Origin of the sequence: Bacillus mycoides (assembly GCF_001757995.1) — a bacterium.
Classification (GTDB): domain Bacteria; phylum Bacillota; class Bacilli; order Bacillales; family Bacillaceae_G; genus Bacillus_A; species Bacillus_A mycoides_B.
In genome coordinates this window covers 11940-36426 of sequence record NZ_LXLV01000020.1, presented here as the reverse complement: position 1 = coordinate 36426, position 24487 = coordinate 11940, and the positions used below count along the sequence as shown (strand labels likewise).

Here is a 24487-nt window from a genome sequence, read left to right as displayed (position 1 = left end):
AATCGTGTTTTATTTTGAAATTGTTACTTCTTCTTCAAGCAATCTCATCGTTCTTACTCGTTTCGTAAATGTAGCTATGTGAGAAATATCATGATTGCGTAATGTCTTTATATTTTCTTCCACATATTTTCCTAAATCATTCGGATAATGAGCATCTGAGGAGAGAGTAATCGGAACTCCATACTTAGCTAATACTTGTAAATAAAGCGGACTTGGACACATTTCGCGCACAGGATAGCGATAGTACAATCCCGCATTTATTTCTGTTGCGGTATTTGTTTCCACTAACGCGCGCGCAATTTCCTTATAATAAGAAAGCTGTTCATTCTCATCTAATCGATAATTAAATACTTTTATGTTATCAAGATGAGCTATTATATCAAAGAGCTCAGAACGAACAGCACTTTCAACTGTAGCGAAAAACGTATGATATAAAGTATGTAACTCATGCGTATCAAAATACTCTTTCGTATCTGGATTATCAAATCCCCATCCATCTATAAAATGGACCGAACCGATTACATAATCAAAGTCTCCTAAAGCTAGTAAGCCTTTTAACTCTTGTTCACCGCCAATAAAATAATCCGCTTCAATTCCAAGTTTAAGTGTGACGCCTCTTTTACTCCATCGTTCTTTCGCCTCTTCAATTGCCTTTGTAAAATCATATATTGAAGTTACTCTTACTTGGTCTAACCACTCCTTCTGTATACGACCAAGCTGTGAATCACTAATATCTACATATTTTTCATAATATCCTTTCGCCTCATGAAAACGATATAAATGATCAACAATTCCCACTTCTTTTATTCCTTTTCGTAAAGCTTCTTCTAAATATAAATCAATCCACTGCTGTGTAAACGGCCCTTCCTTTACACGTTTTTGCAAACGTCCTTGTGTTTTCATAAGCCATTCCATAGAATGTTTTTTTTCTTTAAGCGGTTCATAATATTGTAGTGCATCATTTATTTTAGCAAGCCAGCCTATTGAATAAGGCCCTTCTTCTAAATGAAGGTGATAGTCCACTTTCATCCATATTCCCTCCTTATAATGTATCTATTTCTTTTCGATCTCCTACTCTCGAAAGCTTTCCATTTCTTTCTTTCACTTCTTGCATGACATCTTCTAATGAAATATTTTTTTCAGCTAATAGAACAAAACAGTGATAGAACACATCAACCATTTCTTTTACTAGTTCTTCTTTATCATTATTTTTAGACGCGATAATTACTTCGGTGCACTCCTCACCAATTTTCTTTAAAATTTTATCTTCACCTTTTGAAAATAAATAATTCGTATATGATTCAGAGAGTGGATTTTTCTTTCGTTCTTCAATTGTTTCAAATAATAACTTAAGAATATCTTCCATATGTATCCCCCTATATAATTTTATAGTGAAAACACGTTTTTTCTCCCGTATGACAAGCAGGCCCTATTTGCTTTACGACAACAACGATTGAATCTTGATCACAGTCTAAATAAAGTGACTGAACATATTGGACATTACCTGATGTTTCTCCTTTATTCCATAACGATTGTCTCGAGCGGGAATAAAACCATGTTCTTTTCGTTTCCAACGTCTTTTCATACGCTTCTTTATTCATATAAGCTAGCATTAAAACTTCTTTCGTATCTTTCTCGATAACAACAGCTGGTATCAACCCTTTTGAAAAATTAGGTTTCATAACCGCACCTCAACGTTTGCTTCTCTTAATTTCCTCTTCACACCCTGTACAGTTGCCTCGCCATAATGAAAGATTGATGCTGCTAACGCTGCGTCAACAGTTGTCTTTTGAAAGACTTCTATAATGTGATCCGCATGACCACATCCTCCAGATGCGATGACTGGGACGGAAACACTTTTTGAAATTGCTTCTGTTAACCGAAGATCATATCCATTTTTTGTTCCATCTGCATCCATACTCGTCAGTAAAATTTCTCCTGCCCCTAGCTGGGCAACGCGCTTCGCCCATTCGATTGCATCCATCCCTGTATCGACTCTTCCGCCGTTCACGTATACATTCCATTTATCTTCCTCTACTTTTCTAGCATCAATTGCTACAACAATACATTGTGAGCCAAAATGTTCTGCACCTTCCTCGATTAACTTTGGATTTCTTACTGCCGCTGAATTTATTGAAACTTTATCTGCTCCAGCTCTTAGTAAATTGTACATATCTCTCACACTTGAAATCCCCCCGCCAACTGTAAGAGGAATAAATACTTTTGAAGCTGTTTTTTCTACAACATCTATAATCGTTTTTCGCCCTTCATGTGTCGCAGTAATGTCTAAAAATACAATTTCATCTGCTCCCGCATCATTATATAAAGCAGCTATTTCAACAGGATCACCGACGTCTTGTAACCCTATAAAATTCACACCCTTTACTACCCGCCCTTCTTTCACATCTAGACATGGAATAATTCGTTTCGCTAACATAGTTTTGTTACCTGTAACACTTCTTCTAAATCAATTGTTTTCTCGTAAAGTGCCTTTCCAATTATGACACCATATATATTCATATCGTTTAATCTTTCCACATCTTGAATAGATGCGACACCTCCAGATGCAATCACACGAATGCCCACGCTTTTTTGCAGTAACTCTAATTGCTCAAAATTTGGTCCTGCAAGTGTCCCATCTTTTGAAATGTCCGTAAACACAATCGTTTGAACACCTAAACTTTCCATTTGCTTCGCTAAATCGATGTACGAAATTTCAGATACATCTAACCAGCCCCTTGTTGCTACGAAACCATTTTTCGCATCAATTCCAACTATGATTTTCTCCTTATATAGACGAACCGCGTCTTCTAAAAATGATTTATCGTAAAGAGCAGCCGTTCCTAATATCACTTTTTCTACACCTACTGACAACAACTTCTCCACTGCCGCGAGTGACCGAACTCCTCCTCCAACTTGCACCGGAATACGTACCGCCTTGCATATTTTTTCAATGACAGGTAAATTTACTGACTCCCCAGCAATTGCTCCATCTAAATCAACAACGTGTAGTATTTTCGATCCAATTTTTTCAAATATGATTGCTTGTGCGACTGGGTCTTCATTCATCACCGTTTCTTTACTAAACTCTCCTTGATACAGCCTTACGCATCGCCCTTCTTTTACATCGATAGCTGGGAAGATTTCCATGCTTCTACCACCCCTTTGAAATTTTTTAACATTTGCATTCCAATTTCACCACTTTTTTCAGGATGAAACTGTGCGCCAAATATATTTCCTTTTGCTACAAAACCAGGTACTTTCACTCCATATTCACTTGACCCATACACAATTTCATTCGGACAATCTGCATAATAAGAGTGGACATAATATACGAAAGAACCGTCCTCTACTCCATTCCAAAGCAATATTTCTCCTTCTTTTTTTAATTCATTCCACCCCATATGTGGAATTTTATAAGGAACTTTTAACTTTCGAATGACACCTGGCAATAAATTTAATCCGTTACAATTTTGTAGTTCCTCACTTTTTTCAAATAAAAGCTGCATTCCTAAGCAAATGCCTAGAAGCGGTTTTCCTGAGCTCCCAACTTCTTTTAGCACACATACTAAATTTTTTTCTTCTAAAACGTCCATCGCTTTCGGAAATGTGCCTACTCCTGGTAAAATAATCCCATCACTTCTCAATATTTCCTCTTTATGATCCGTTATGATGTACTCTGCTCCAATATATTTTAATGCCTGTTCCACACTGCGAATATTTCCCATTCCATAATCTATAATTGCAATCAATTACAACATCCCTTTCGTTGAATTTACACCATTAATGTTGGCATTTTTATCGACTGCCTCTCTAAGCGCTCGACCGAACGCTTTAAATAAAGCTTCAATTTTGTGATGTGTATTGCTTCCGTATAGAATGCGAGCATGTAATGTAATATTTGCAGCATGAGCAACTGCTCTAAAAAATTCTTCCGTTAATTCTGTGTCAAAATCTCCAAGCTTCGGATTTGTTAATTCACCTTGAAACACAATATATGAGCGCCCGCTTATATCAATTGCGACAAATCCTAAAGACTCATCCATTGGTACATATGCCGATCCATACCTATTAATACCCTCTTTATTTTGCAATGCTTCTTTCAAACAATTTCCGAGTACAATTCCAACATCTTCAACCGTGTGATGTGCATCAACGAATACATCACCTTCAGCTTCAACTTGCAAACCGAATCTTCCATGCCTAGCAAATAAAGTTAGCATATGATCAAAGAAACCAACTCCCGTTTGCACAGAAACATTCGTATTTTCATCAAGTTGCAAACTTAATTTAATTTTTGTTTCTGTCGTCTCACGTATTTGACTGGATTCACGCATTATTTTTCCTCCTCAAATCTCATTTGGATTGCTCTCGCGTGCGCATGTAAACCTTCTTTATTTGCAAGTTCTACAATATGATGTTGTACATTTTTTAACGCTTCCTCCGTATAAGAAATAAAGCTTGATTTTTTCACAAAATCATCGACTGACAGCGGGGAGAAAAATCTTGCCGTTCCACTTGTCGGTAATACGTGATTCGGTCCTGCCAAATAATCACCGAGCGGTTCAGGTGCATATGCCCCAAGAAAGATAGATCCTGCATGTTTCACATAAGCTAGAGCATTCATTGGATCTTTTATATGTAACTCTAAATGTTCTGGAGCGATTTCGTTTGATAAGTGAAACGCCTCTTCTAAAGAAGGAACAATAAAAATTGCTCCATTTCTTTTTATTGACTCACGAGCGATTTCACTTCTCGGTAATGCCTCTAACTGTCTTTCTATCTCTCTTTCTACTTCTTTTGCTAGCTCTATATTCGTTGTAATGCAAATTGCAGTCGCTCTTACGTCATGCTCTGCTTGTGATAATAAATCAGCAGCGATATATTTTGCATTACCTGTTTCATCTGCGATAACTACAATTTCTGATGGTCCAGCAATCATATCGATATTTACTATCCCATATACTTCTCGCTTCGCTAGAGCGACATACAAATTTCCAGGTCCAACTACTTTATCTACTTTAGGAATCGATTCCGTTCCATATGCTAAAGCAGCAATTGCTTGAGCACCACCCGCCATATAAATTTCATCTACACCTGCAAGACTTGCAGCAGCTAAAATATGCGGATCAATTCCTCCTTGCCTCGGCGGTGTTACCATTACAATTTTTTTCACTCCTGCGAGTTTTGCTGGCAATACATTCATCAATACTGATGAAGGATACGAAGCTGTCCCGCCCGGCACATATACACCTACATTTTCTAACGGCCGAATGAGCTGTCCTCTAATTACCCCTTCACTCACGCAATCGAACATAGATTGTCTTGTTTGCTTTTCGTGATACGAGACAATGTTTTTCTTTGCCTCTTCTAACGCTTCTAAAAAAGCTTGTTCTACAAACTTACTTGCTTGTTTTATTTCTTCTGCACTTACACGAAAATCTTTTATCTCTACACCATCAAACTTTTTTGTATAGAACGATACAGCTTCATCTTTACTCTCCCTTACGTTTTGAACAATTTCGCTTACACTTCTTTGAACAGTTTCTTCTATTATATTAGCGCTTTCTCGTAGCAATTTTATTTTCGATAAAGCCTCTTGGAAATCTTCAAAAACTATCTCCATTTAAAGTCCCCCTATTTCCCTGACAAAATTTCTTGTTCCATCATATTTATAATACCGAATATTTCGTCTTTTTTAGTTTTCAATGCAGCCTTATTCACAATCATTCGAGCTGATATAGAGCACATTTCCTCAAATACAATTAATCCGTTTTCTTGTAATGTTTTTCCTGTTTCAACAATATCCACAATTGCATCTGCCAACCCTAGAAGTGGAGCAATCTCTACAGATCCTTCTATTTTAATAATTTCTACATCCTCCCCTTTATCATGAAAATATGTAGAAGTAATGTGCGGATATTTCGTAGCAATTCGTTTTTTTCGATAACTCTTCGGATTATACGTAGGAATAGAAGCGACACAAAATTTACAAACGCCTACTCCTAAATCCACCATCTCATATATATCTTTCTCACATTCCATTAATATATCTTTTCCAACGACTCCAATATCAGCTACGCCATGTTCTACATAAGTAGCAACATCTACCGCTTTCACTAAAATAAATGAAATGTTTGTGTTTTTACTTTTAAACACAAGTTTTCTTCCTTTATCTTTGAGCTCTGAACAATCAATCCCAATTTTCTCAAACAGTGGAATAACATGCTTTTCTAATCTTCCTTTCGTTAACGCAATTTGAATGTTACGCATGAAGCCTCCCCTTCTTTCTGGATGATCCATTTCTCTCTCCATACATATTCCACTAGTGACTCACTCTTCGCCTCAACCACTGTCATTATTTTATTCTTGTTTGCAAATTGAAAAGTATCGTTTAAATTAGAGAATAAAGATAACTGGGCATTCTTCCCGTCCTTTTGAAGTAAATTTCGTAACCTTTCCGCTTCTGCTAATCTATTTAACTCATAATGAATCATAATATCTATTCTCTTTCGTTTATATGGTTCTTGCTGCTCTTGAAGTGCCTTAACTATTTGATTTACTTGCACCGCGAGCCCAACTGCTGGCATCATCTCTCCAAAATTTCCAATTAACTCATCATACCTTCCGCCACTAACAATCTCTTCTCCAATTTCATATATATACCCTTTGAAAATAACACCCGTATAATAATCCAAATGTTGAACCATACCTAAATCAATTGATATGTAAGAGCCATATCCTAACTGTTCAATTGTTTCATATATTTCTTTCACTCTTGCAATGGCCATTTTCATTTCATTACTTGAAGCGAGTTTTTCTGCTTCCTCAATAACATCTAAACTCCCGAATAACCTTGGTAGTTTCTCAAGTAATCTTACTGTTTCATCACACCGATCTAATCTTTTTTCTTCGATAAAATTTGAGAGACCGGCATAATTTTTACTCTCAATATATGTTCTAAGTAACTTCTCTTCTTCATCATGAATGGAGAGTTTTTTTACAATACATTTATATAACTGTACTTGCCCAATCTCAATTGTAAAAGATTGTACCTTCAATTTTTGAAGTGCTTGAATTACGCTTATGACACACTCAATTTCCGCTCTTACATTATCAATCCCGATAATTTCAATACCACTTTGTACCATTTCATTATATTTTCCAGAAAGCGACTCATTTGCCCGAAATACATTTCCACTATATGTCACTTTAAGAGGAGTGTCCCATCTCTGCGTTCCAATTACTCTCGCTAAAGGAATTGTCATATCTGGGCGTAAAACGATAATCCGCCCTTTTTCATCAAAAAATTTATACATCTTTTCTTCATCTATCGGCCTATTTTGAAATGCAAAAACATCGTAAAATTCAATTGTAGGTGTCCTTATTTCTTCATAACCTCTACCTAAAAAGGTCCGTCTTAATTTTTGTTCCACTTCTTCAATTAACGTACATTCTTCGAATAAGTAATCTCTCGTTCCATTCGGATTTGCACGCTTCCACTTTGCCATCTCATTTCACACACCTTTCCCTCTCTAATGTATGCTCATTCCATTCACCTAAACCGAAAATAAAAAGAACCTTGTAGAAAAAATACCTACAAGGCTCTTTAGTAGAGTGTAGGTACAACGGGAATAACCCTTGTGCCTACACGTTTTCACGTTAGGTTCAAGGGTTTCATGTATGATGATGTAGTTGTGTAAGCATTTTAATAGATTGCATTGTTTTCATAATACTTACTCCCTTTCTCCTCTGATTTTCACATAGTATATAACAGTTAATTCTGAATGTAAATAGATTTTCAATATTCCGTTATTTCTTAATATAAGGCTATCTCTCTTTCATACTCTCCAATTTCTCGTTCGTATTGCATCGTAATGCTAATTTCATCTAGACCATTTAATAATTTCTCTTTCCACATTTTCTCGATTGTAAAATGAAACCTATGCGTATTCGTTGTAATTACCTCATTCTCTAAATCTACTTCTATTTGTTCTCTCGCATCCGTTTTAGCAAGTTGTTCACGCATTTCTTTATCCATTACAATCGGTAACATACCATTTTTCATGCAATTCATATAAAAAATATCCGCAAATCCCCCAGCGATAATAACGCGGAAACCATAATCAGCAAGCGCCCATGGAGCATGTTCTCTTGAAGAACCGCACCCAAAATTATCACCCGTAATTAATATACTTGCTCCTTTTCGTTCTTGCGCATTAAGAGGGAAATTAGGATTTTCATGGCGCTCATTATCGTAACGCCACTCATCAAATAAATATTTTCCAAATCCCGTCCTTTCAATTCTCTTTAAATATTGCTTCGGAATAATTTGATCGGTATCAATGTTATCATTCATAAGTACTGCGGCAGTACCTTTATGAATACGAAATGGCTCCATCATAATTCTCCTTTCTAATATCAACAAAATGACCATATAGCGCAGCCGCTGCTGCCATAGCTGGGCTTACTAAATGTGTTCGTGCTCCTTTCCCTTGCCTTCCTTCAAAATTACGATTTGAAGTAGATGCACAATGTTCCCCTTCCGGCACTTGATCTGGATTCATTCCAAGACACATTGAGCATCCAGGCTCTCTCCATTCAAATCCCGCTTCTTCAAATATGTGATGCAATCCTTTTTGCATCGCTGCTTCTCTTATTCTTTTAGAACCAGGCACAACAAGGGCTCGCACACCGTCTTTCACTTTTTTCCCTTTTACAACAGATGCTGCAATTTCTAAATCAGATAATCGAGAATTTGTACAAGACCCAATGAAAACATGCTGAACTGGAATTTCAAAAGTATTTTGTCCAGGACTCAATCCCATATACGAATATGCTCTTTCATCATTTTCATCATGTTTTTCTGGTAATTTTTCATCAATTCGAACACCCATACTAGGATTTGTTCCCCAAGTGACATACGGTGCTAAATCCGTAACATTTACCGAAATATGTAGATCATAAATTGCATCTGAATCTGTATAAAGCTCCGACCATTTTCCTTTAAACGTTTCATAGTCTTTCGGTGCATATTCACGCCCTTTTACATAAGAAAATGTTTTCTCATCTGGTGCAATGATGCCAGCTTTCGCTCCCCCTTCAATTGCCATATTGCAAAGTGTCATCCTCTCTTCCATTTCCATAGCATGAATCGTCTCACCGTAAAATTCCATTACATATCCCGTTCCAACTGCTACACCATACTTTGAAAGGAGATGCAAAATAATATCTTTTGCATAAACACCTTTCTGTAATTTTCCTTTTAACTCAATACCCATCGCTTTCGGTTTTCGTTGCCACAACGTTTGCGTCGCTAATACATGTTCCACTTCGCTCGTACCAATACCAAATGCTAACGCGCCGAAAGCACCATGTGTTGCTGTATGACTATCACCACAAACAATCGTTTTCCCTGGTTGCGTGAGTCCAAGTTCTGGTCCTATAACGTGAACGATTCCTTGCTCTTCATCACCGATATCAGCTAACGGCACCTGAAATTGTTTACAGTTCTCACGAAGTGTATCCAATTGCTGCTTCGCAATACGATCGGTAATATTCCAAACATCTTTCGTTGGAATATTATGATCCATAGTTGCAAACGTTAATTCCGTTCTGCGGACAGTTCGATTTGCCAGCCGCAAGCCTTCAAAGGCTTGCGGTGACGTTACTTCATGAACGAGATGAAGATCGATATATAATAAATCCAATCCATTTTCATTCGTTGCAACTACATGTCTTTCCCAAAGCTTATCTAGTAATCTTTTGCCCATTATCGTCCTCTCCCTACTAGCGCTTGCTCTTCCATTTCTTGAATAACCGCTTTTGTAAATGAAGTTGTCGTCGCATCTCCCCCAATATCAGCTGTACCTTTTCCAGATTTAAGAACTGCAGAAATTGCGGATTCAATTGCATACCCTTCTCTCGTTAATCCAAATGATTGTCCGAGCATCATCGCAACTGAACGCATCATCGCAATTGGATTCGCTTTATTTTCCCCTGCAATATCTGGTGCTGATCCGTGAATAGGCTCATATAAAGACGGCCCGTTTTCCGCATGACTCGCTGATGGAAGCATTCCTAATGACCCTGCTAATACAGAAGCCTCGTCACTTAAAATGTCCCCGAATAAATTTTCGGTTACAATTACATCAAAACGTCCTGGATTCCGAATTAACTCCATAGCAGCTGCATCTACTAAAATGTGCTCTAATTCAACATCAGGATAACGAAGAGCTACTTCTTCCGTAACAGCTCTCCACAATTTACTAGATTCTAAAACATTCGCTTTATCAATAGAGGTTACTTTTTTCTCTCTCTTACTCGCTAATTGAAAAGCATACGACACGATACGTTCAATTTCATGACGATGGTACGTAAGTGTATCAGTTGCCGATTCTTCCGTTCTTTCTTTTGGATAAGAGAAATAAATACCACCTGTTAGTTCACGAACGACAACGAAGTCAATTTCATCTACGTTTTTTAATGGCGATAAATGTGCAGTTGCGCTTTCTACTGTTACAGGGCGAACGTTCGCAAATACACCAAGTCCTTTTCTTAAAGCTAATAATCCTTTCTCTGGCCTTTCTTTCGCATCATCCCACCGTGGTCCACCAACCGCTCCAAGTAAAACCGCATCACTCGCTAAACAAGCGGCAAGTGTTCGCTGTGGTAATGGTTGCCCAGTTAAATCGATAGCCGCTCCGCCAAAGTACTCATCTTGTAAATGAAAATGATGTCCATATAGCCTCTCTACCATATGCAATACTTCCTTCGCGCTTTCCATAATTTCCGGACCAACACCATCACCCGCTAAACAAACGATACGTTTTTCCAATTAAAACACTCCTTTTTATCTGAATTTTCAGAAATATATTTTGATAAGTAAGGGACGATCCCCTCACTTATCAAACAGTTACTTCACAAGCGTAATAAAAGATTTTAATTTTCCAGCCGCATGAACATACGCTCTCGCCGATGCTTCTAATACGTCTTGCGCAACACCAAAACCTGATACTTGATGAGTTCCTTCTTTTAATTCAACATGAACATGTGCAAGTGCATCTTGACCTTGCGTTATAGATTGTATGCGATAATCCGCTAAGTCACATTCTAATCCTAAAATTCTTTGAATTGCATTATAGATCGCTTCAATACTTCCAGAACCAGTTGCTGCATCTTCGTACATATTTCCTTCCTCATCTTTTAGTACAACCGTTGCACACTGTGTACTATTTGATACGAAGTGTACTTGCAATTGCGTAATGCTATATTGTTGTGCCGAAAATGCTGCTTCACCAAGCATAAGCGCACGTAAATCCTCTTCTGTAATTTCCTTTTTTCGATCAGCTAATTTTTTAAATGCTTCAAACACCGCATCTCGTTCTTCGTTTGTAAATTCGTAGCCTAATTCTTTCATTTTTTCTGTAAATGCATGACGTCCAGAATGTTTTCCAAGTACAAATAGATTTTGAGATTCACCTATAAGCGCCGGTTCAATAATTTCATATGTCGTTACTTCTTTTAAAACACCATCTTGATGAATACCTGATTCATGAGCGAATGCATTTGCTCCAACAATCGCTTTATTTTTTGGTACAATCATACCTGTTAAACGACTTACTAATGTACTTGTCGCTTTAATTTCTTTTAATGTCATAGAGGATTCTGCTTCATAGAAATCTTTTCTAATATGGAGAGCAACTGCGACTTCTTCTAAGGCTGCATTTCCTGCTCTTTCTCCAATCCCATTAATCGTTCCTTCTACTTGTAACGCTCCGCCTTCAACTGCAGCTAACGAATTCGCTACTGCCATCCCAAGATCATCGTGACAGTGACAAGAGAAAATTGCTTTTTCATACGAAGGAACGGATTCTTGTAAGTATTTAAAAAGAGAATAATATTCTTCTGGATTCGTATATCCAACTGTATCAGGAATATTGATTACATTCGCTCCTGCACGAATTGCTACTTCTACTGCTTCAGCTAAAAACGCTCTCGATGTTCTTGTCGCATCTTCTGCTGAAAATTGCACTGTTGGAAATAATGATTTTCCAAGTGTAACCGAGCGATGAATACTATCTAATACATCTTCTTTCGACATACAAAGCTTATATTTCATATGAATATCACTCGTAGCTAAAAATACGTGTAATCGAGGAGAGACAGCACCTTTCACTGCGTCATATGCTCTTCGAATATCACTTTCCTTTGCTCTAGCTAAACTCATAACAGTAGCATTTTGAATGGTATTTGCGATACTTTTTACCGATTGAAAATCACCTTCAGAAGCCGCTGCGAATCCAGCTTCCATTACATTAATACCAAGTCTCTCTAGTTGCCTCGCAATCTGTAATTTCTCTTGTTCATTTAAATTAACTCCTGGTGATTGTTCGCCATCACGAAGCGTCGTATCCATGAACAAAATTTGCTTCATATTATTTAATCCCTACCTTTACTCGGGGCTGTACAAAGGGCATCATTTCACGTAATTTACGTCCAACTACTTCGATTTCATGTTCATTTTCTTTCTCATTTGTCGCCTGGAAATTTGGTCTTCCTGCTTTATGCTCTGCAATCCAACCTCTTGCAAATGTACCATCTTGAATTTCTGCTAGTACTGCACCCATCGCTTTCTTCGTATCTTCAGTAACAACGCGTGGCCCTGATACGAAGTCCCCCCACTGCGCTGTATCTGAAACTGAATATCTCATATTTTCAAGTCCACCTTCATACATAAGGTCAACAATTAGTTTCAGTTCATGTAAACATTCAAAATATGCAAGTTCAGGTTGATAACCAGCTTCAACTAACGTTTCAAATCCCGCTTTTACAAGTGCAGTCACTCCGCCGCAAAGTACAGCTTGCTCTCCAAATAAATCTGTTTCTGTTTCTTCTTTAAACGTTGTTTCTAATACACCTGCTCTCGTCGCCCCAATTCCATCTGCATATGAAAGTGCCTTTTCAGTCGCAACTCCTGTTGCATCTTGATATACTGCAAATAATGCAGGAACAGCTCCTCCTTCCGCAAATGTACGACGTACTAGATGTCCTGGACCTTTCGGTGCTACTAGAAATACATCTACATTAGCTGGCGGTTTTACTTGATCAAAGTGAACATTAAAGCCATGTGCGAACACAAGAGAATTCCCGCCTTGTAAGTTTGGTGCAATTTCAGCTTCATATACTTCCGGCTGCAGTTCATCAGGTAGTAGAATCATTACTACATCCGCTTTTTCTGCTGCTTCCGCTACTGTATATACAGAAAATCCATCTTCTTTCGCCTTATCCCATGACTTCCCTTTCCTCAGTCCAACTACTACATCAAATCCGTTATCACGTAAGTTTTGCGCATGCGCATGGCCTTGCGAACCATATCCGATGATCGCTACTTTCTTTTCCTTTAATACATTTACCGTTACGTCTTTTTCATAATAAACTTTTGCCATTTTCATTTCCCCCTATTTTTTAAATAATTATTGAATTAACATAACTTGTTTATCTTGTTTTTTCATACTACGTGTAAATGCTGTTACACCTGTTCTAGCAATTTCTTTCAAACCGTATGGACGAAGTAATTCAATTAACGCTTCTACTTTTTCCTGGGTACCTGTTACTTGCACCACTATGGAATCCTTCCCAACATCTATTACAGCGGCTCGGAACGGTTCAATTAAACTATATAATTCTGCTCTTGCTACAGACGTTGCTACTTTAATAAGTGCAAGTTCTCTAGCAATCATCGCTTCTTCTGTAATATCTGATACTTTCAGAACATCAATTTGCTTATGAAGTTGTTTAATTAACTGCTCAACTTGCTGTTCATTTTCAACGTGTACAACAATCGTCATTCTTGAAATATCCGATGATTCCGTATGACCTACTGAAATACTTTCAATATTAAAATGTCTACGTGTCATAACACCTGTAATTCGATTTAACACACCGCTTTGATTTCGGACTGTCGCTGTTACAATTCTCTTCACCTTTTTTCCACTCCCTCCATTTGGTGAACCCCTTTCCCTGGGGCAACCATCGGCATAACCTTTTCAGATTGAAGTACACGGCAATCAATTACGACTGGCTCTTGTAATTCAATCGCATGCTGTATTTGCTTCTTTGCAAGAAGTGGGTCTTCAATACGAATACCTTTTATGCCATATGCATTGGCAAGCGCGACAAAATCTGGTTGGCATGAAAGTAAGGAGTGCGAATATCGCTTATTATAAAATTCCTCTTGCCATTGTCTTACCATCCCTAAAGCTTCATTATTTAAAATAAAAACTTTAACTGGTAAAGAATGCTCTTTTAACACACTAAGTTCTTGCAAAGTCATTTGAAATCCAGCATCACCGACAATTGCAATAACTAGTTCTTCAGGCTTTGCAATTTGTGCACCAATTGCTGCCGGAAATCCGAATCCCATCGTTCCTAACCCTCCAGAAGTTACCCATTTATCTGGATTTTTCAGCGGATAATATTGTGCTGCCCACATTTGATGTTGGCCAACGTCTGTTGTTACAATCGCTTCTCCTTTCGTAATTTCGTATAGCATATCAATTGCATATTGAGGTTTAATACGTTCTGCATGTTCTTTGTAAGAAAGAGGGTATTTTTCTTTTCTACTATTCAATAACGAAAGCCAATCATTGTGATTTACTTCCCCTTCTTTAAAAGTGAGTAGAGCTTCTAATGCTTGCTTTGCACTCGCAACAATAGGGATTTCAGTCGACACATTTTTCCCAATTTCCGCTGGATCAATATCTATATGTGCGACAATCGCCTCTTTAGCAAAATAAGCTAAATTCCCAGTAAGACGATCATCAAATCTTGCACCTATATTAATAAGTAAGTCACATTCATATAACGCCATATTTGCGGTGTATGAGCCGTGCATTCCTCCCATCCCTAGAAATAGTTCATCATCTGGCGAAAACCCACCAAGACCAAGTAATGTATGAACAACTGGAATATGATATTTGCGAGCAAAACTTGTTAATTCTTTCGATGCTTTCGCATGTAATACACCTGCTCCAGCTAAAATTAACGGCTTTTTTGAAGTCTCAATCGCTTGTAATAATTTGTTTATTTGTAGTAGATTCGGTTCGTAATTAGGCTGGTATCCTGGTAAATCCATTTGTACGTCGCTACATCGCTCGCCTTGCTCTACTACCATATCTTTCGGAAGGTCAATTACGACTGGGCCCGGTCTTCCTGTTCTAGCGATATGAAATGCTTCTTTAATAATTCGGGGTAAATCCGATGCTTTTCGCACTTGATAATTATGTTTTGTCACCGGCATCGTAAGTCCCATAATATCTGCTTCTTGAAAAGCATCACTTCCGATTAATGTTGTTGCTACTTGCCCTGTAAATACAACAAGTGGCAATGAATCAATCATCGCGTCAGCTAGACCAGTAATAACATTTGTAGCACCCGGTCCACTTGTTGCAATTACCACTCCTGGATTTCCTGTAATTCTTGCATATCCTTCAGCAGCATGAATTGCACCTTGCTCATGCCTCGTTAAAATATGCGGAATTTCACAATCATAAAGCGCATCATATAGAGGTAAAACCGCACCACCTGGATAACCAAAAATCACCTCTACTTCTTCCTTTTCTAGCGCTTCTAACAATAGCTGTGCACCAGTTGCCAGTTTCTCTTCCGTTTTTGAAGACATTTTTCTTATAAGCCCCCTTTTTTAAAACATTTATAAAATAAAAAAATCCTACGTCCACACTCCAGCTATGTGCTGAAGGGACGAAAGATTTCGCGGTACCACCCTTCTTTGCAAGATTACTCTTGCCTCAGTGACTCGGGATATGAGTCTAGCTAATAACGGAGCTACCGTCTAAGCCTAAACAAACGCTTCAGCTTAGCACTCAAGGGTGATGTTCGTCGACGTGAACCATCGGTTTCCAGCAACCACCGACTCTCTGTGAGGCTTCACAGTCAACTACTCCTCCCTATCAACGCTTTATCATGTCATAAAGAGCTATTATCCAACTTTATTTTCTTCGTAAATTTTCTCTCCATCTTCTACAACCAATTTACGGAATTCTTCTAATAAACGATTCGTATGTGGCCCCGTTCGACCTAAACCAATCGTTCTTCCATCTACTGTCGTAACAGCAATTACTTCAGCAGCTGTTCCTGTTAAAAACACTTCATCAGCTACATATACATCGTGCCTTGTAAATAATTCTTCTCTTACGTCATATCCAAGTTTTTCGCCGATTTCTAAAATCGCGTTTCGTGTAATACCTTCTAACGCTCCAGCAGAACTTGGTGGTGTAATTAATTTATTTCCCTTCACAATAAATACGTTATCTCCAGAGCCTTCAGCTACGTATCCTTGGTCATTTAACATAAGTGCTTCTTGTACTCCAGCTAGTTTCGCCTCAATGCGAACTAAAATATTATTTAAGTAATTTAAAGATTTTACTTGAGGTGACAAAACATCTGGGCGATTGCGACGCGTTGCAACTGTTATAATCGGAATCCCTTTTTCATAATATTCTTGTGGGAATAAAGATAATTGCTCTGCAATTACTACTACATTGGGTTTCGTACAAGAATCGGGATCTAATCCCAAATTCCCAGGTCCTCTTGATACAACGAGGCGGATATATCCATTAGATAGTTTGTTTTGTCGAATCGTTTCAACAACGATTTTCGTTGCTTCTTCTAACGTATATGGAATTTCTAACATGATGGATTTCGCTGATTCATATAACCGGACAAGATGCTCTCTCAAACGGAAAACATTACCGCTATATACCCTAATTCCTTCGAACACTCCATCGCCATATAAATAGCCATGATCATATACTGAAACCTTTGCTTCGTCTTTTGGAACAAATTCTCCATTTAAGAAAATCCACTGCTCGTTCACTTGAAAGCGCCCCCTATGTTCTATGAGTTTTTTATTGTTTCCTAGTTTACTCTCCTTTTCAAATAAAGCAAGTAATTTTTTAGAAAATTTTTAATTTTTAATCGTACGTACATCTTTGATTATATTGATTTAATAACATTGTTAACGTTTACAAAAAGTCAAAAAATTTTTTTCGCCAAATTCTACTAAAAAAATATTTGTTTAAAAGAAGGGTTTTCGCCAATTGATACGAATCTATTGTATTCAATAAACGGACGTCCGATTTTATAAATTCGGGAATATACAACGACTTTGGGTGAAAAAGGGGGAAAATAACAAAAATAACGCTGTCTAAAAATAACATTCATATTTTTCATTTAGTAATCATAATCCTATTTTTAAAAAACAATTTGTCAAATTGAAGGAGGAAATAACAATGGCGTGTGTACAAATTAAAGGAACGAGACAAGAGGTAGTAGAAATGCTTCAACTATTTGATCTAATGGATACGAAAGGTTTTTGTAAATTCGATAATTATGTAGAGGTAGAACCAAATAATAAAGAACATAATAATTTTATTGCTTCAATCGACATTCATTCAAATACTTCTTCCGCCCAAGATACTTTAAACGATCAATTCGTAAGTCAAATGCTTACTGGTGTATATAACGACTAAACAAATATTCTCTTCCTACCATCTTTTCATAAATATATGGTAAAAACTTGAGCATACTAACGACTAGATGGTAGGAGGTGAGAATTATGGCTAGAATTGGCGTTGAAAACTCGTTAACAGATGTTCAACAAGCTCTTCAGCAACATGGACATGAAGTCGTTACACTTAACTCAGAACACGATGCACAGGGGTGCGATTGTTGTGTTGTAACTGGGCAAGATTCTAATATGATGGGTATTGCAGATACATCAATAAAAGGATCGGTAATTACAGCTCATGGTTTAACAACAGATGAAATTTGTCAGCAGGTTGAAAGTCGCATTTAAATTTTTACAAATCACAATACACAAAAGAAAGAGGGCTCCTTTTCAAAAGGAGCCCTCTTTTTTATATTCACCTAACGGGAAAGTAACATATACTGGATGAAAGCCCTACCTCTCTCTCATCATTACGGTTCCACTGACCGCTCCTTGATTCACTAGTATACATATAAAGCTTACATATACAATTTATAGGGTTTGTTCACAAAAGTTGTTGGTAAGACTACCCGATCTTTCGCAAACTTTTCGTATTATATTCATAAGATTTATTTACTTTACACTAGCTTTAACCGAGACACGAATTAAAATTTTAACACCAATACAATAACTTGTCAACATTTTTTACAAATTAAAAACAGACATTAACGGTTTGTCTGTTTTAGAATGGAGCTTTTTCTTTTATTACATATACAACAAATCCGCTTACTAGCATACATAAGCCGACTACCAAATTTTTGATATTAATCATAAATTCCTCTCCCTTATTTCGCACATCATATATATTTACATTTCAATTATTTCAATCGTCCTTAAGCGCACTTTTTCTAATATATCACAATTCCTAAAAAATGCAAGTTCACCTTTAGCGACCGTTCACAAATTTATCTACAGTGCTTGGTACAGCATTTAAAGCTTTTTCAATTAAATGAGTGCTACTATTTAAATGTAATACTTGCACTCCATTAGAACCTACAACTAAAAAAGCCACCGGACTAATGGAAACCCCAGCCCCACTCCCGCCTCCAAATGGATGCACTTGCTTGTTCTCTTTATGCTGCCCTTGTCCGCCATTATGTTTTTCAGAAATAAAATCCCCTTTAAAATCACTTCCACCAGCTCCAAAACCAAAAGCCACTTGAGACACTGTTAATACTACATTTCCATCAGCTGTTGAAACCGGACTTCCAACAATCGTATTTACATCTACCATCTCTTTTAAATTTGTCATTGCTGTTTTCATTAAATTTTCAATTGGATGTTCCATTATGTACTACACCCTTTCCTCATTATTCTTTTTTATACTTTCCAAAATAGAGGAAGTCATACTAAGTTTTCCTATTTTGAAAAAACATTTTTCACTTTCCAATTGGATATTACTCCCTGTACAGGTTCGGATAAAAACAGTAAAGAGAAACATACTACTATTGAACCTTGTTATGAAAGGAGTCCTTACTTTGACTGAGAAATTTGATGAATATAAAGAAAGAGATCGAATAGATAGTGATTATAAAGAAGAATACGCAGCTGAAGTTGCACCACAGCGTATTGATTATGATGATAAAGATAACGATGATGTAAGATCATCTGCAGCTGGATCGACTGCTGGTTTTATTGCTCTTGCTTTAGCAATATTATCACTATTCACATTCCCAACACTATTTGGTCTTGTATCTGTTTTACTCGGCATTTACGCTTATAATCGCGGGGCTACTGTAACCGGTGGTATCGCTGCGATTGTGGGTGGTATCGCTGCACTCATTGCGATTTTATTCCGAGTGGCGCTTATTGGTTTATTGTTCTCTCTTTTTTAAAAAGAAAAGGTATCTCGCTTTATGCGGGATACCTTATCCTGTAAATACATCTTCTGATGGATATTTAATTTTTTGTTTCGCTGGTCGTGCCAAAGAAAACACAAGTGTTAACGGTCCGATTAATCCACAAAACATAACAAACATAATAATACATTTTCCAAACGCCGATAGCTTCGCAGTAATCCCCATCGTTAACCCTACTGTTCCAAACGCTGAAATTGTCTCAAATAATAACTGAATAAAACTGAAATCTTCTGTAAGCATTAATACAAATACCGCTGTAAAAATAAGTATTTGACTAGCAACGACAATTGCTAACGCTCTCGTTACTGTCGACATTTTAATCGTACGCTGAAATAAAACAAAATCCTCTTTCTTTCTAAAGAAAGAAAGAACTGATGTAATTAAAATAACGAATGTTGTTAACTTTATTCCACCGCCTGTCGACACACTTCCCGCACCAATAAACATTAATACCATCGTAAATAGTATCGATGACTCTTCCATCCCCCCATAATCTACCGTGTTAAAACCGGCTGTACGAGGTGTAATTCCTTGGAAGAACGAAGCCCATAACTTTTCATTTAAAGATAAGTTTCCCAAAGTCTTCACATTATTATATTCCAATACAAAAATCACAATCATCGCAATAATATTAAGTGCTATCGTTCCAATAATCATGATTTTGGAGTGAAGCGATAATTTTCGGAAACTACGGCTATACCATATATCAATTAATACCGTAAACCCTAACCCTCCTATTACAATTAAAGAACAAATCCCAATATTAATAATAGGATCTCCTACATATCTTGTTAAATTATCTGGCCAAAGCGCAAAGCCGGCATTATTATATGACGCAATAACGTGAAAAATACTATAGTATAAACCTTTTCCAAAACCAAACTCTGGAATAAAGCGAATCGATAAAAAGATAACTCCAATTAGCTCAATACAAATAGAAAAAATAAAAACACGTTTTACTAATTTCACAAGACCACCAATATTTGTTTGATTAAATGCTTCTCCAATTAATAATCGGTGACGTAAACCAATTTTTTTCCCTAATACCCAAACAATTAAAATGGCTATCGTCATAAGGCCGAGACCACCCGTTTGAATTAAAAACATAATAACAATTTCACCAAACATCGTAAACGTACTCGCAGTATCTACAACGCCTAAACCCGTTACAGTCGCTGCCGACGTAGCTGTAAAGAAAGCATCTACCCAACTAATATGTACTTTCGTTGCAAACGGTAACTTTAATAACAATCCTCCGACCACAATTAAACAAAAAAACCCTAATGCTAAAATTTGTGGTGGATTTAATCGTATAAAGCGATTATACAACCCTTGTTTTTTTACTACTTCCATATCACTAACTCCCTTTATCAAGTGAAGCTTTTATCCCCTCATAAATAAAGACTCTTTAAGAGCCTACAAGTAGCGGAATAAACCTTATATTCTTATAATATAGTTGAGCATAATCCTTTTTTTCATAGATTTCAACTTTTTTTTATATTCAGACTCCTATCGTTTTACAAAAGAATATTTTCTATTATATCTCCACTTATACTATAACTCTTACACCAACTATTTTATCCCTTTTCAAATTCCCAAATCTTTCACTCCAAGTTCACACGAGGGTCACATCTACCTTTTATAGTATACGTATCGGAGCTGTTCCTCCCTAATTTATAAGACATTCCCCAGTGTCTTGAACAGCTTTCCATCCCTAATTAAATTGACATAAATTATCCCCTTCCTTGACCATCCTACATGTGATGGTCTTATTTTTTTACTCTCTCTTTCTTCTTATTTAAAACTCCCGCTCTCTTTCACTCTATGTTCACAGCTAAGTCACATCTATCTTTTATAGTATATGTATCGAAGCTGTTCCTCCCTAATTTATAAGACATTCCCCAGTGTCTTTGAATAGCTTCCATCCCTAATTAAATTGACATAAATTGTCCCCTTCCCTTGACCATCATGTGATGGTCTTATTTTTTTGTTCTTTCTATCTTTTATTTAAAACTCCCTCTCTCTTTCACTCTATGTTCACAGCTAAGTCACATCTATCTTTTATAGTATATGTATCGGAGCTGTTCCTCCCTAATTTATAAGACATTCCCCAGTGTCTTTGAATAGCTTCCATCCCTAATTAAATTGACATAAATTGTCCCCTTCCCTTGACCATCCTATGTGATGGTCTATTTTGTTTTCCACATACATAATTTAACTCTCTTCCTTATTACCACAATTAGCTATGGTCGTATTAACTGCTGTACTAGCTAGTATTGGCACTGCTGGTGTACCAGGTATTGGACTTGTAATGCTTACGATGGTTTTAAATCAAGTAAACCTACCAGTAGAAGGTATTGCTTTAATTATCGGTATTGACCGCATTCTAGATATGTCTAGAACAGCTGTAAATATTTCTGGCGATGCAATTTGCGCAATGATTGTTTCAAAATCAGAAGAAAAATATAATACTGATCAATCTGAGGCATCTTAAATCAAAAAGGAGTGAATTATTTCACTCCTTTTTTGATTTACTTCCTTTTTTCGAACGATATTCTTTTCCTTTGTTATCATTACCTGTTTCAAATTCAGTACTAAACTCTTGCTGAAATTGCCCTGATTTTGGTGAACCTTGATTTCCACTTCCTTGACTACCATTACGATTCGTCATATTTCCGCCTCCTTCCTTTACTAGTAGTATGGTACATATTTTCTTTTTTATAATCTTTTACATACAAAAGAAGGCCTTCCCCATATAAGGAAGGCCTTTACCGTCATTACGTAAGCGTTTTCTTACTTGTAATTACTTAAATAAGTTTTTTAGAAATAGATATCATTATATTCATTTCATCTTCTGAAAGTGCGGAAAATCTTTCTTGTAAATATTTCTTTTTCTCACCTTCCATTTTCGCCACTAAATCTTTCCCTTGTTCTGTAATTTCTAAATATACAACTCTGCGATCTGACGTAGAACGTGAACGGGTTACAAAGCCTTTATTAATTAATTTTTCTGTAACGGCTGTAATATGACTATTCGACACATTTAACTCATTCGCTACACGTGATACCATTTCTTTATTCGTGCGATTCAATATTCTAAGGACGATGAACTCATTCCACGGTATGTAACCACCAAATATTTTTCCAATATCATTACGCAACGTGCGAAACATAGCAAAAACATTTGTCGATAGTTCTTCCATTAATTGCTCTCGATTTTGAGACAACTTTGACAGCCCCTTTTATTTCATTTAGTTAAATAAAAACCTTATTAATAATTTTACATGAAATCTTACTTTTTGTCACCTTATTTTCCCATAATTCGTACTTTTTTAATATATATTTCATGTTACAATGAAGTTAATTTTACAGAAAAAGGAGTTGAAATAGTGAGTGAAGAAGACAAATTTTCTAATCTCAGTCTAAAAGATAAGACTATTATTATTAGTGTTGTTATTCTTATTCTCATTATATTCTTTGCATTTATATTCTTTGTATATGTAGGAATCTTTCAAATTACAGGTATAGAATATTCATCAAGAACAGCTCTCCTACTCTTTTTTTTACTTATTCTTTTATTAGATGGTATTACATATTTTATATTCATTTTCTTTAAAGTGCTCCTACATCCAATGATGACAAGTATGCCCAATTGGCTCTCAATTGCTCTGCTCTCTATAATTGAAATTACGTTAGATTGGTTTGTCATACATACTGCCGATGACTGGATAGAGAGTGTAAAAATGTCCAACATAGCTGAATTATGTGTCGCACTATTCCTTTACACACTAAATAAATTATTTAGTGATAAGAAAGAGTAAGAATACAAGCTTTTCTATATAAAAATTGGTACAATAAAAATAAATCATACTAAAGAGGTGTTACTTATGAACTTACTACAATGGGCTGATAAAGGCATGTCCTTTGATACATATGTGAATGAAATGAAAGTAAACCAATACGAGCTACTACACATTTACAATAACTTTTTAATTCCAAATGAATTACTGCCAGTTTTAGAAGAACGTCAAAATGATGGCTGGCGCGTTATCGTATTAACAGCTGACTGGTGCGGCGACGCTCTTTTATGTGTACCTGTTATGAAACGAATTTCTGAAGTTGCAAATATTGATATGACATTATTAATTCGTGATGAAAACTTAGAATTAATGGATCAATATTTAACAAATGGAACAGCACGTGCCATTCCAATCTTTATCTTCATTGATAAAGACGGAAATGAACAAGCCGTCTTTGGACCACGCGCTCCAAAAGTACAAGAATTAGTAACTTCAATGCGCGCTACACTGCCTGAAAAAGAAGATCCAACATTCGAGGAAAAACAAAAAGAAATGTACGCTAATTTCCGTGCTACATTAGCTGATGATACTTCTCTTTGGGAGCATGTAATGGAAAGCATGATTGAAAAAGTAGTAAAATAAAAAACATGCCGAATTCGGCATGTTTTTTATTTTACAAAATTATAATCCTTTTTTCTGAGAATATACAGCATCTACGCACTCTGCTAAACGTTCCATTTCACCCATGTATATTCCACGTGTCATCCACCCAGTCAACTTGTACATAATCTTATATAAAAAATTCTTCGGTTCAAATTCTAATATTAAGGTAAGCGATGTACCTTCTTCATCTTCTTCCAACATATAAGTTACGGCTGTATAGCCTTGCTTCATGTCACATCCAATTGACACGATATAAGGTGCTTCACACTCTAAAATTTCTGCCTCAAACTCATATATTTTCTTACCCATCTTTTGCACAGATATATATTTATCACCTTCACGAGGATTGTTTACATCTACGTTTGGAGGATACCTATTTTCTACCATAAAGGTACTCCATTCCATTATTTTCTCGTCATTATTTACATAATCAAACACAACATCAATTGGTGCCGGAATTACTATTTCTATTGCAAAACTCACTAAACTGCTCCTCTCAAATACCCTATCGATTTCCTTAAAATTATTATAACGAAATCATTATGGCATATTTCACATGGTGAAATACAAGTAATTGAAGGTAAAAGTTTTATTTT

Annotated in this window: 29 protein-coding genes, 1 pseudogene and 1 other annotated feature; of the genes and pseudogenes, 6 read left to right on the top strand and 24 right to left on the bottom strand. The window is 36.5% G+C overall.

Features of this window, described 5'->3' with window-relative positions; translation table 11 throughout:
• Positions 1 to 9: 9 nt before the first annotated feature.
• The 18 genes from BWGOE10_RS06965 to ilvE form a co-directional block, all read right to left on the bottom strand.
• Positions 10 to 1029, bottom strand: a complete 1020-nt coding sequence (locus tag BWGOE10_RS06965; protein WP_070141460.1) for a histidinol phosphate phosphatase domain-containing protein — start codon at positions 1027 to 1029, stop codon at positions 10 to 12.
• Between the two features lie 13 nt (positions 1030 to 1042).
• A complete protein-coding gene (gene hisE / locus BWGOE10_RS06960) occupies positions 1043 to 1366 on the bottom strand; it encodes a phosphoribosyl-ATP diphosphatase (protein WP_000389488.1) in 324 nt (107 codons plus the stop codon).
• Positions 1367 to 1376: 10 nt separating this feature from the next.
• Positions 1377 to 1682 (bottom strand): phosphoribosyl-AMP cyclohydrolase, encoded by a 306-nt coding sequence (gene hisI, locus BWGOE10_RS06955; RefSeq protein ID WP_070141459.1) that lies wholly within the window; start codon positions 1680 to 1682, stop codon positions 1377 to 1379.
• Positions 1679 to 2437, bottom strand: coding sequence for an imidazoleglycerol phosphate synthase cyclase subunit (gene hisF, locus BWGOE10_RS06950; protein ID WP_070141458.1), 759 nt, complete (start codon positions 2435 to 2437; stop codon positions 1679 to 1681). The genes hisI and hisF overlap by 4 nt, the downstream gene beginning before the upstream one ends.
• Positions 2431 to 3150: a 1-(5-phosphoribosyl)-5-[(5-phosphoribosylamino)methylideneamino]imidazole-4-carboxamide isomerase gene (gene hisA, locus BWGOE10_RS06945; RefSeq protein ID WP_070141457.1), complete on the bottom strand. Its 720-nt coding sequence runs from the start codon at positions 3148 to 3150 to the stop codon at positions 2431 to 2433. Before hisA ends, hisF begins: the two co-directional genes overlap by 7 nt.
• Entirely contained in the window at positions 3123 to 3752 is a 630-nt protein-coding gene (gene hisH / locus BWGOE10_RS06940; protein WP_070141456.1) for an imidazole glycerol phosphate synthase subunit HisH, read from the bottom strand. The genes hisA and hisH overlap by 28 nt, the downstream gene beginning before the upstream one ends.
• Positions 3753 to 4337 carry an imidazoleglycerol-phosphate dehydratase HisB gene (gene hisB, locus BWGOE10_RS06935; protein WP_070141455.1) on the bottom strand — a complete coding sequence of 195 codons (585 nt, stop codon included), beginning with the start codon at positions 4335 to 4337 and terminating at the stop codon, positions 3753 to 3755.
• Positions 4337 to 5626, bottom strand: coding sequence for a histidinol dehydrogenase (gene hisD / locus BWGOE10_RS06930; RefSeq protein WP_070141454.1), 1290 nt, complete (start codon positions 5624 to 5626; stop codon positions 4337 to 4339). The genes hisB and hisD overlap by 1 nt, the downstream gene beginning before the upstream one ends.
• An 11-nt stretch (positions 5627 to 5637) precedes the next feature.
• A complete protein-coding gene (hisG, locus tag BWGOE10_RS06925) occupies positions 5638 to 6273 on the bottom strand; it encodes an ATP phosphoribosyltransferase (RefSeq protein ID WP_002202661.1) in 636 nt (211 codons plus the stop codon).
• The gene (locus tag BWGOE10_RS06920) at positions 6249 to 7511 is read right to left on the bottom strand and encodes an ATP phosphoribosyltransferase regulatory subunit (protein WP_070141453.1); all 1263 of its coding nucleotides are present in this window, start codon (positions 7509 to 7511) and stop codon (positions 6249 to 6251) included. Before BWGOE10_RS06920 ends, hisG begins: the two co-directional genes overlap by 25 nt.
• Before the next feature lie 308 nt (positions 7512 to 7819).
• Positions 7820 to 8401 (bottom strand): 3-isopropylmalate dehydratase small subunit, encoded by a 582-nt coding sequence (gene leuD / locus BWGOE10_RS06915; protein WP_002158674.1) that lies wholly within the window; start codon positions 8399 to 8401, stop codon positions 7820 to 7822.
• Entirely contained in the window at positions 8379 to 9773 is a 1395-nt protein-coding gene (leuC, locus tag BWGOE10_RS06910) for a 3-isopropylmalate dehydratase large subunit (RefSeq protein ID WP_070141452.1), read from the bottom strand. Before leuC ends, leuD begins: the two co-directional genes overlap by 23 nt.
• A complete protein-coding gene (gene leuB, locus BWGOE10_RS06905) occupies positions 9773 to 10837 on the bottom strand; it encodes a 3-isopropylmalate dehydrogenase (RefSeq protein WP_070141451.1) in 1065 nt (354 codons plus the stop codon). Before leuB ends, leuC begins: the two co-directional genes overlap by 1 nt.
• A 78-nt stretch (positions 10838 to 10915) precedes the next feature.
• Positions 10916 to 12436, bottom strand: a complete 1521-nt coding sequence (gene leuA / locus BWGOE10_RS06900; protein WP_070141450.1) for a 2-isopropylmalate synthase — start codon at positions 12434 to 12436, stop codon at positions 10916 to 10918.
• A gap of 1 nt (position 12437) precedes the next feature.
• Entirely contained in the window at positions 12438 to 13448 is a 1011-nt protein-coding gene (gene ilvC, locus BWGOE10_RS06895; protein ID WP_002126277.1) for a ketol-acid reductoisomerase, read from the bottom strand.
• A gap of 27 nt (positions 13449 to 13475) precedes the next feature.
• The gene (gene ilvN / locus BWGOE10_RS06890) at positions 13476 to 13985 is read right to left on the bottom strand and encodes an acetolactate synthase small subunit (protein ID WP_000822948.1); all 510 of its coding nucleotides are present in this window, start codon (positions 13983 to 13985) and stop codon (positions 13476 to 13478) included.
• A complete protein-coding gene (gene ilvB, locus BWGOE10_RS06885; protein WP_070141449.1) occupies positions 13982 to 15682 on the bottom strand; it encodes an acetolactate synthase large subunit in 1701 nt (566 codons plus the stop codon). The genes ilvN and ilvB overlap by 4 nt, the downstream gene beginning before the upstream one ends.
• Before the next feature lie 73 nt (positions 15683 to 15755).
• Positions 15756 to 15984 (bottom strand) — a binding site (T-box leader).
• Positions 15985 to 16000: 16 nt separating this feature from the next.
• A complete protein-coding gene (gene ilvE, locus BWGOE10_RS06880; RefSeq protein ID WP_002011723.1) occupies positions 16001 to 16897 on the bottom strand; it encodes a branched-chain-amino-acid transaminase in 897 nt (298 codons plus the stop codon).
• A 415-nt stretch (positions 16898 to 17312) separates the two neighbouring features.
• Between ilvE and BWGOE10_RS06875 the strand changes: the two genes are divergently transcribed.
• Together BWGOE10_RS06875 and BWGOE10_RS06870 are read left to right on the top strand one after the other, a co-directional pair.
• Positions 17313 to 17552 (top strand): DUF3911 family protein, encoded by a 240-nt coding sequence (locus BWGOE10_RS06875; protein WP_000752504.1) that lies wholly within the window; start codon positions 17313 to 17315, stop codon positions 17550 to 17552.
• Between the two features lie 86 nt (positions 17553 to 17638).
• Positions 17639 to 17878 (top strand): YkuS family protein, encoded by a 240-nt coding sequence (locus tag BWGOE10_RS06870; protein WP_002149532.1) that lies wholly within the window; start codon positions 17639 to 17641, stop codon positions 17876 to 17878.
• A gap of 373 nt (positions 17879 to 18251) precedes the next feature.
• Here the strand turns inward: BWGOE10_RS06870 and BWGOE10_RS06865 are convergent, their stop codons facing one another.
• Positions 18252 to 18341, bottom strand: a complete 90-nt coding sequence (locus BWGOE10_RS06865; RefSeq protein WP_000608225.1) for a hypothetical protein — start codon at positions 18339 to 18341, stop codon at positions 18252 to 18254.
• 114 nt (positions 18342 to 18455) lie between these two features.
• Positions 18456 to 18857, bottom strand: a complete 402-nt coding sequence (ytfJ, locus tag BWGOE10_RS06860; RefSeq protein ID WP_002149533.1) for a GerW family sporulation protein — start codon at positions 18855 to 18857, stop codon at positions 18456 to 18458.
• A gap of 172 nt (positions 18858 to 19029) precedes the next feature.
• Here ytfJ and BWGOE10_RS06855 point away from each other — a divergent pair, with 172 nt between their 5' ends.
• Complete coding sequence (locus BWGOE10_RS06855) at positions 19030 to 19404, top strand: imidazole glycerol phosphate synthase (protein ID WP_081338088.1); 375 nt, start codon at positions 19030 to 19032, stop codon at positions 19402 to 19404.
• A 33-nt stretch (positions 19405 to 19437) separates the two neighbouring features.
• Here the strand turns inward: BWGOE10_RS06855 and BWGOE10_RS06850 are convergent, their stop codons facing one another.
• The gene (locus BWGOE10_RS06850; RefSeq protein WP_070141447.1) at positions 19438 to 20781 is read right to left on the bottom strand and encodes a TrkH family potassium uptake protein; all 1344 of its coding nucleotides are present in this window, start codon (positions 20779 to 20781) and stop codon (positions 19438 to 19440) included.
• 883 nt (positions 20782 to 21664) lie between these two features.
• Here BWGOE10_RS06850 and BWGOE10_RS06845 point away from each other — a divergent pair.
• Positions 21665 to 21922: pseudogene (locus BWGOE10_RS06845) on the top strand (dicarboxylate/amino acid:cation symporter); the annotation flags it as partial.
• Between the two features lie 21 nt (positions 21923 to 21943).
• Here the strand turns inward: BWGOE10_RS06845 and BWGOE10_RS06840 are convergent.
• Together BWGOE10_RS06840 and BWGOE10_RS06835 are read right to left on the bottom strand one after the other, a co-directional pair.
• The gene (locus BWGOE10_RS06840) at positions 21944 to 22099 is read right to left on the bottom strand and encodes a hypothetical protein (protein ID WP_002011733.1); all 156 of its coding nucleotides are present in this window, start codon (positions 22097 to 22099) and stop codon (positions 21944 to 21946) included.
• Between the two features lie 136 nt (positions 22100 to 22235).
• A complete protein-coding gene (locus BWGOE10_RS06835; RefSeq protein ID WP_070141445.1) occupies positions 22236 to 22655 on the bottom strand; it encodes a MarR family winged helix-turn-helix transcriptional regulator in 420 nt (139 codons plus the stop codon).
• Between the two features lie 162 nt (positions 22656 to 22817).
• On the opposite strand from BWGOE10_RS06835, the gene BWGOE10_RS06830 reads away from it, so the two are divergent.
• Positions 22818 to 23249, top strand: coding sequence for a regulatory YrvL family protein (locus BWGOE10_RS06830; protein ID WP_070141444.1), 432 nt, complete (start codon positions 22818 to 22820; stop codon positions 23247 to 23249).
• 33 nt (positions 23250 to 23282) lie between these two features.
• Positions 23283 to 23870 carry a thioredoxin family protein gene (locus BWGOE10_RS06825; RefSeq protein ID WP_070141443.1) on the top strand — a complete coding sequence of 196 codons (588 nt, stop codon included), beginning with the start codon at positions 23283 to 23285 and terminating at the stop codon, positions 23868 to 23870.
• 39 nt (positions 23871 to 23909) lie between these two features.
• Here BWGOE10_RS06825 and BWGOE10_RS06820 read toward each other — a convergent pair whose 3' ends face one another.
• Positions 23910 to 24374: an SRPBCC family protein gene (locus tag BWGOE10_RS06820; RefSeq protein ID WP_070141442.1), complete on the bottom strand. Its 465-nt coding sequence runs from the start codon at positions 24372 to 24374 to the stop codon at positions 23910 to 23912.
• Between the last annotated feature and the right edge of the window lie 113 nt (positions 24375 to 24487).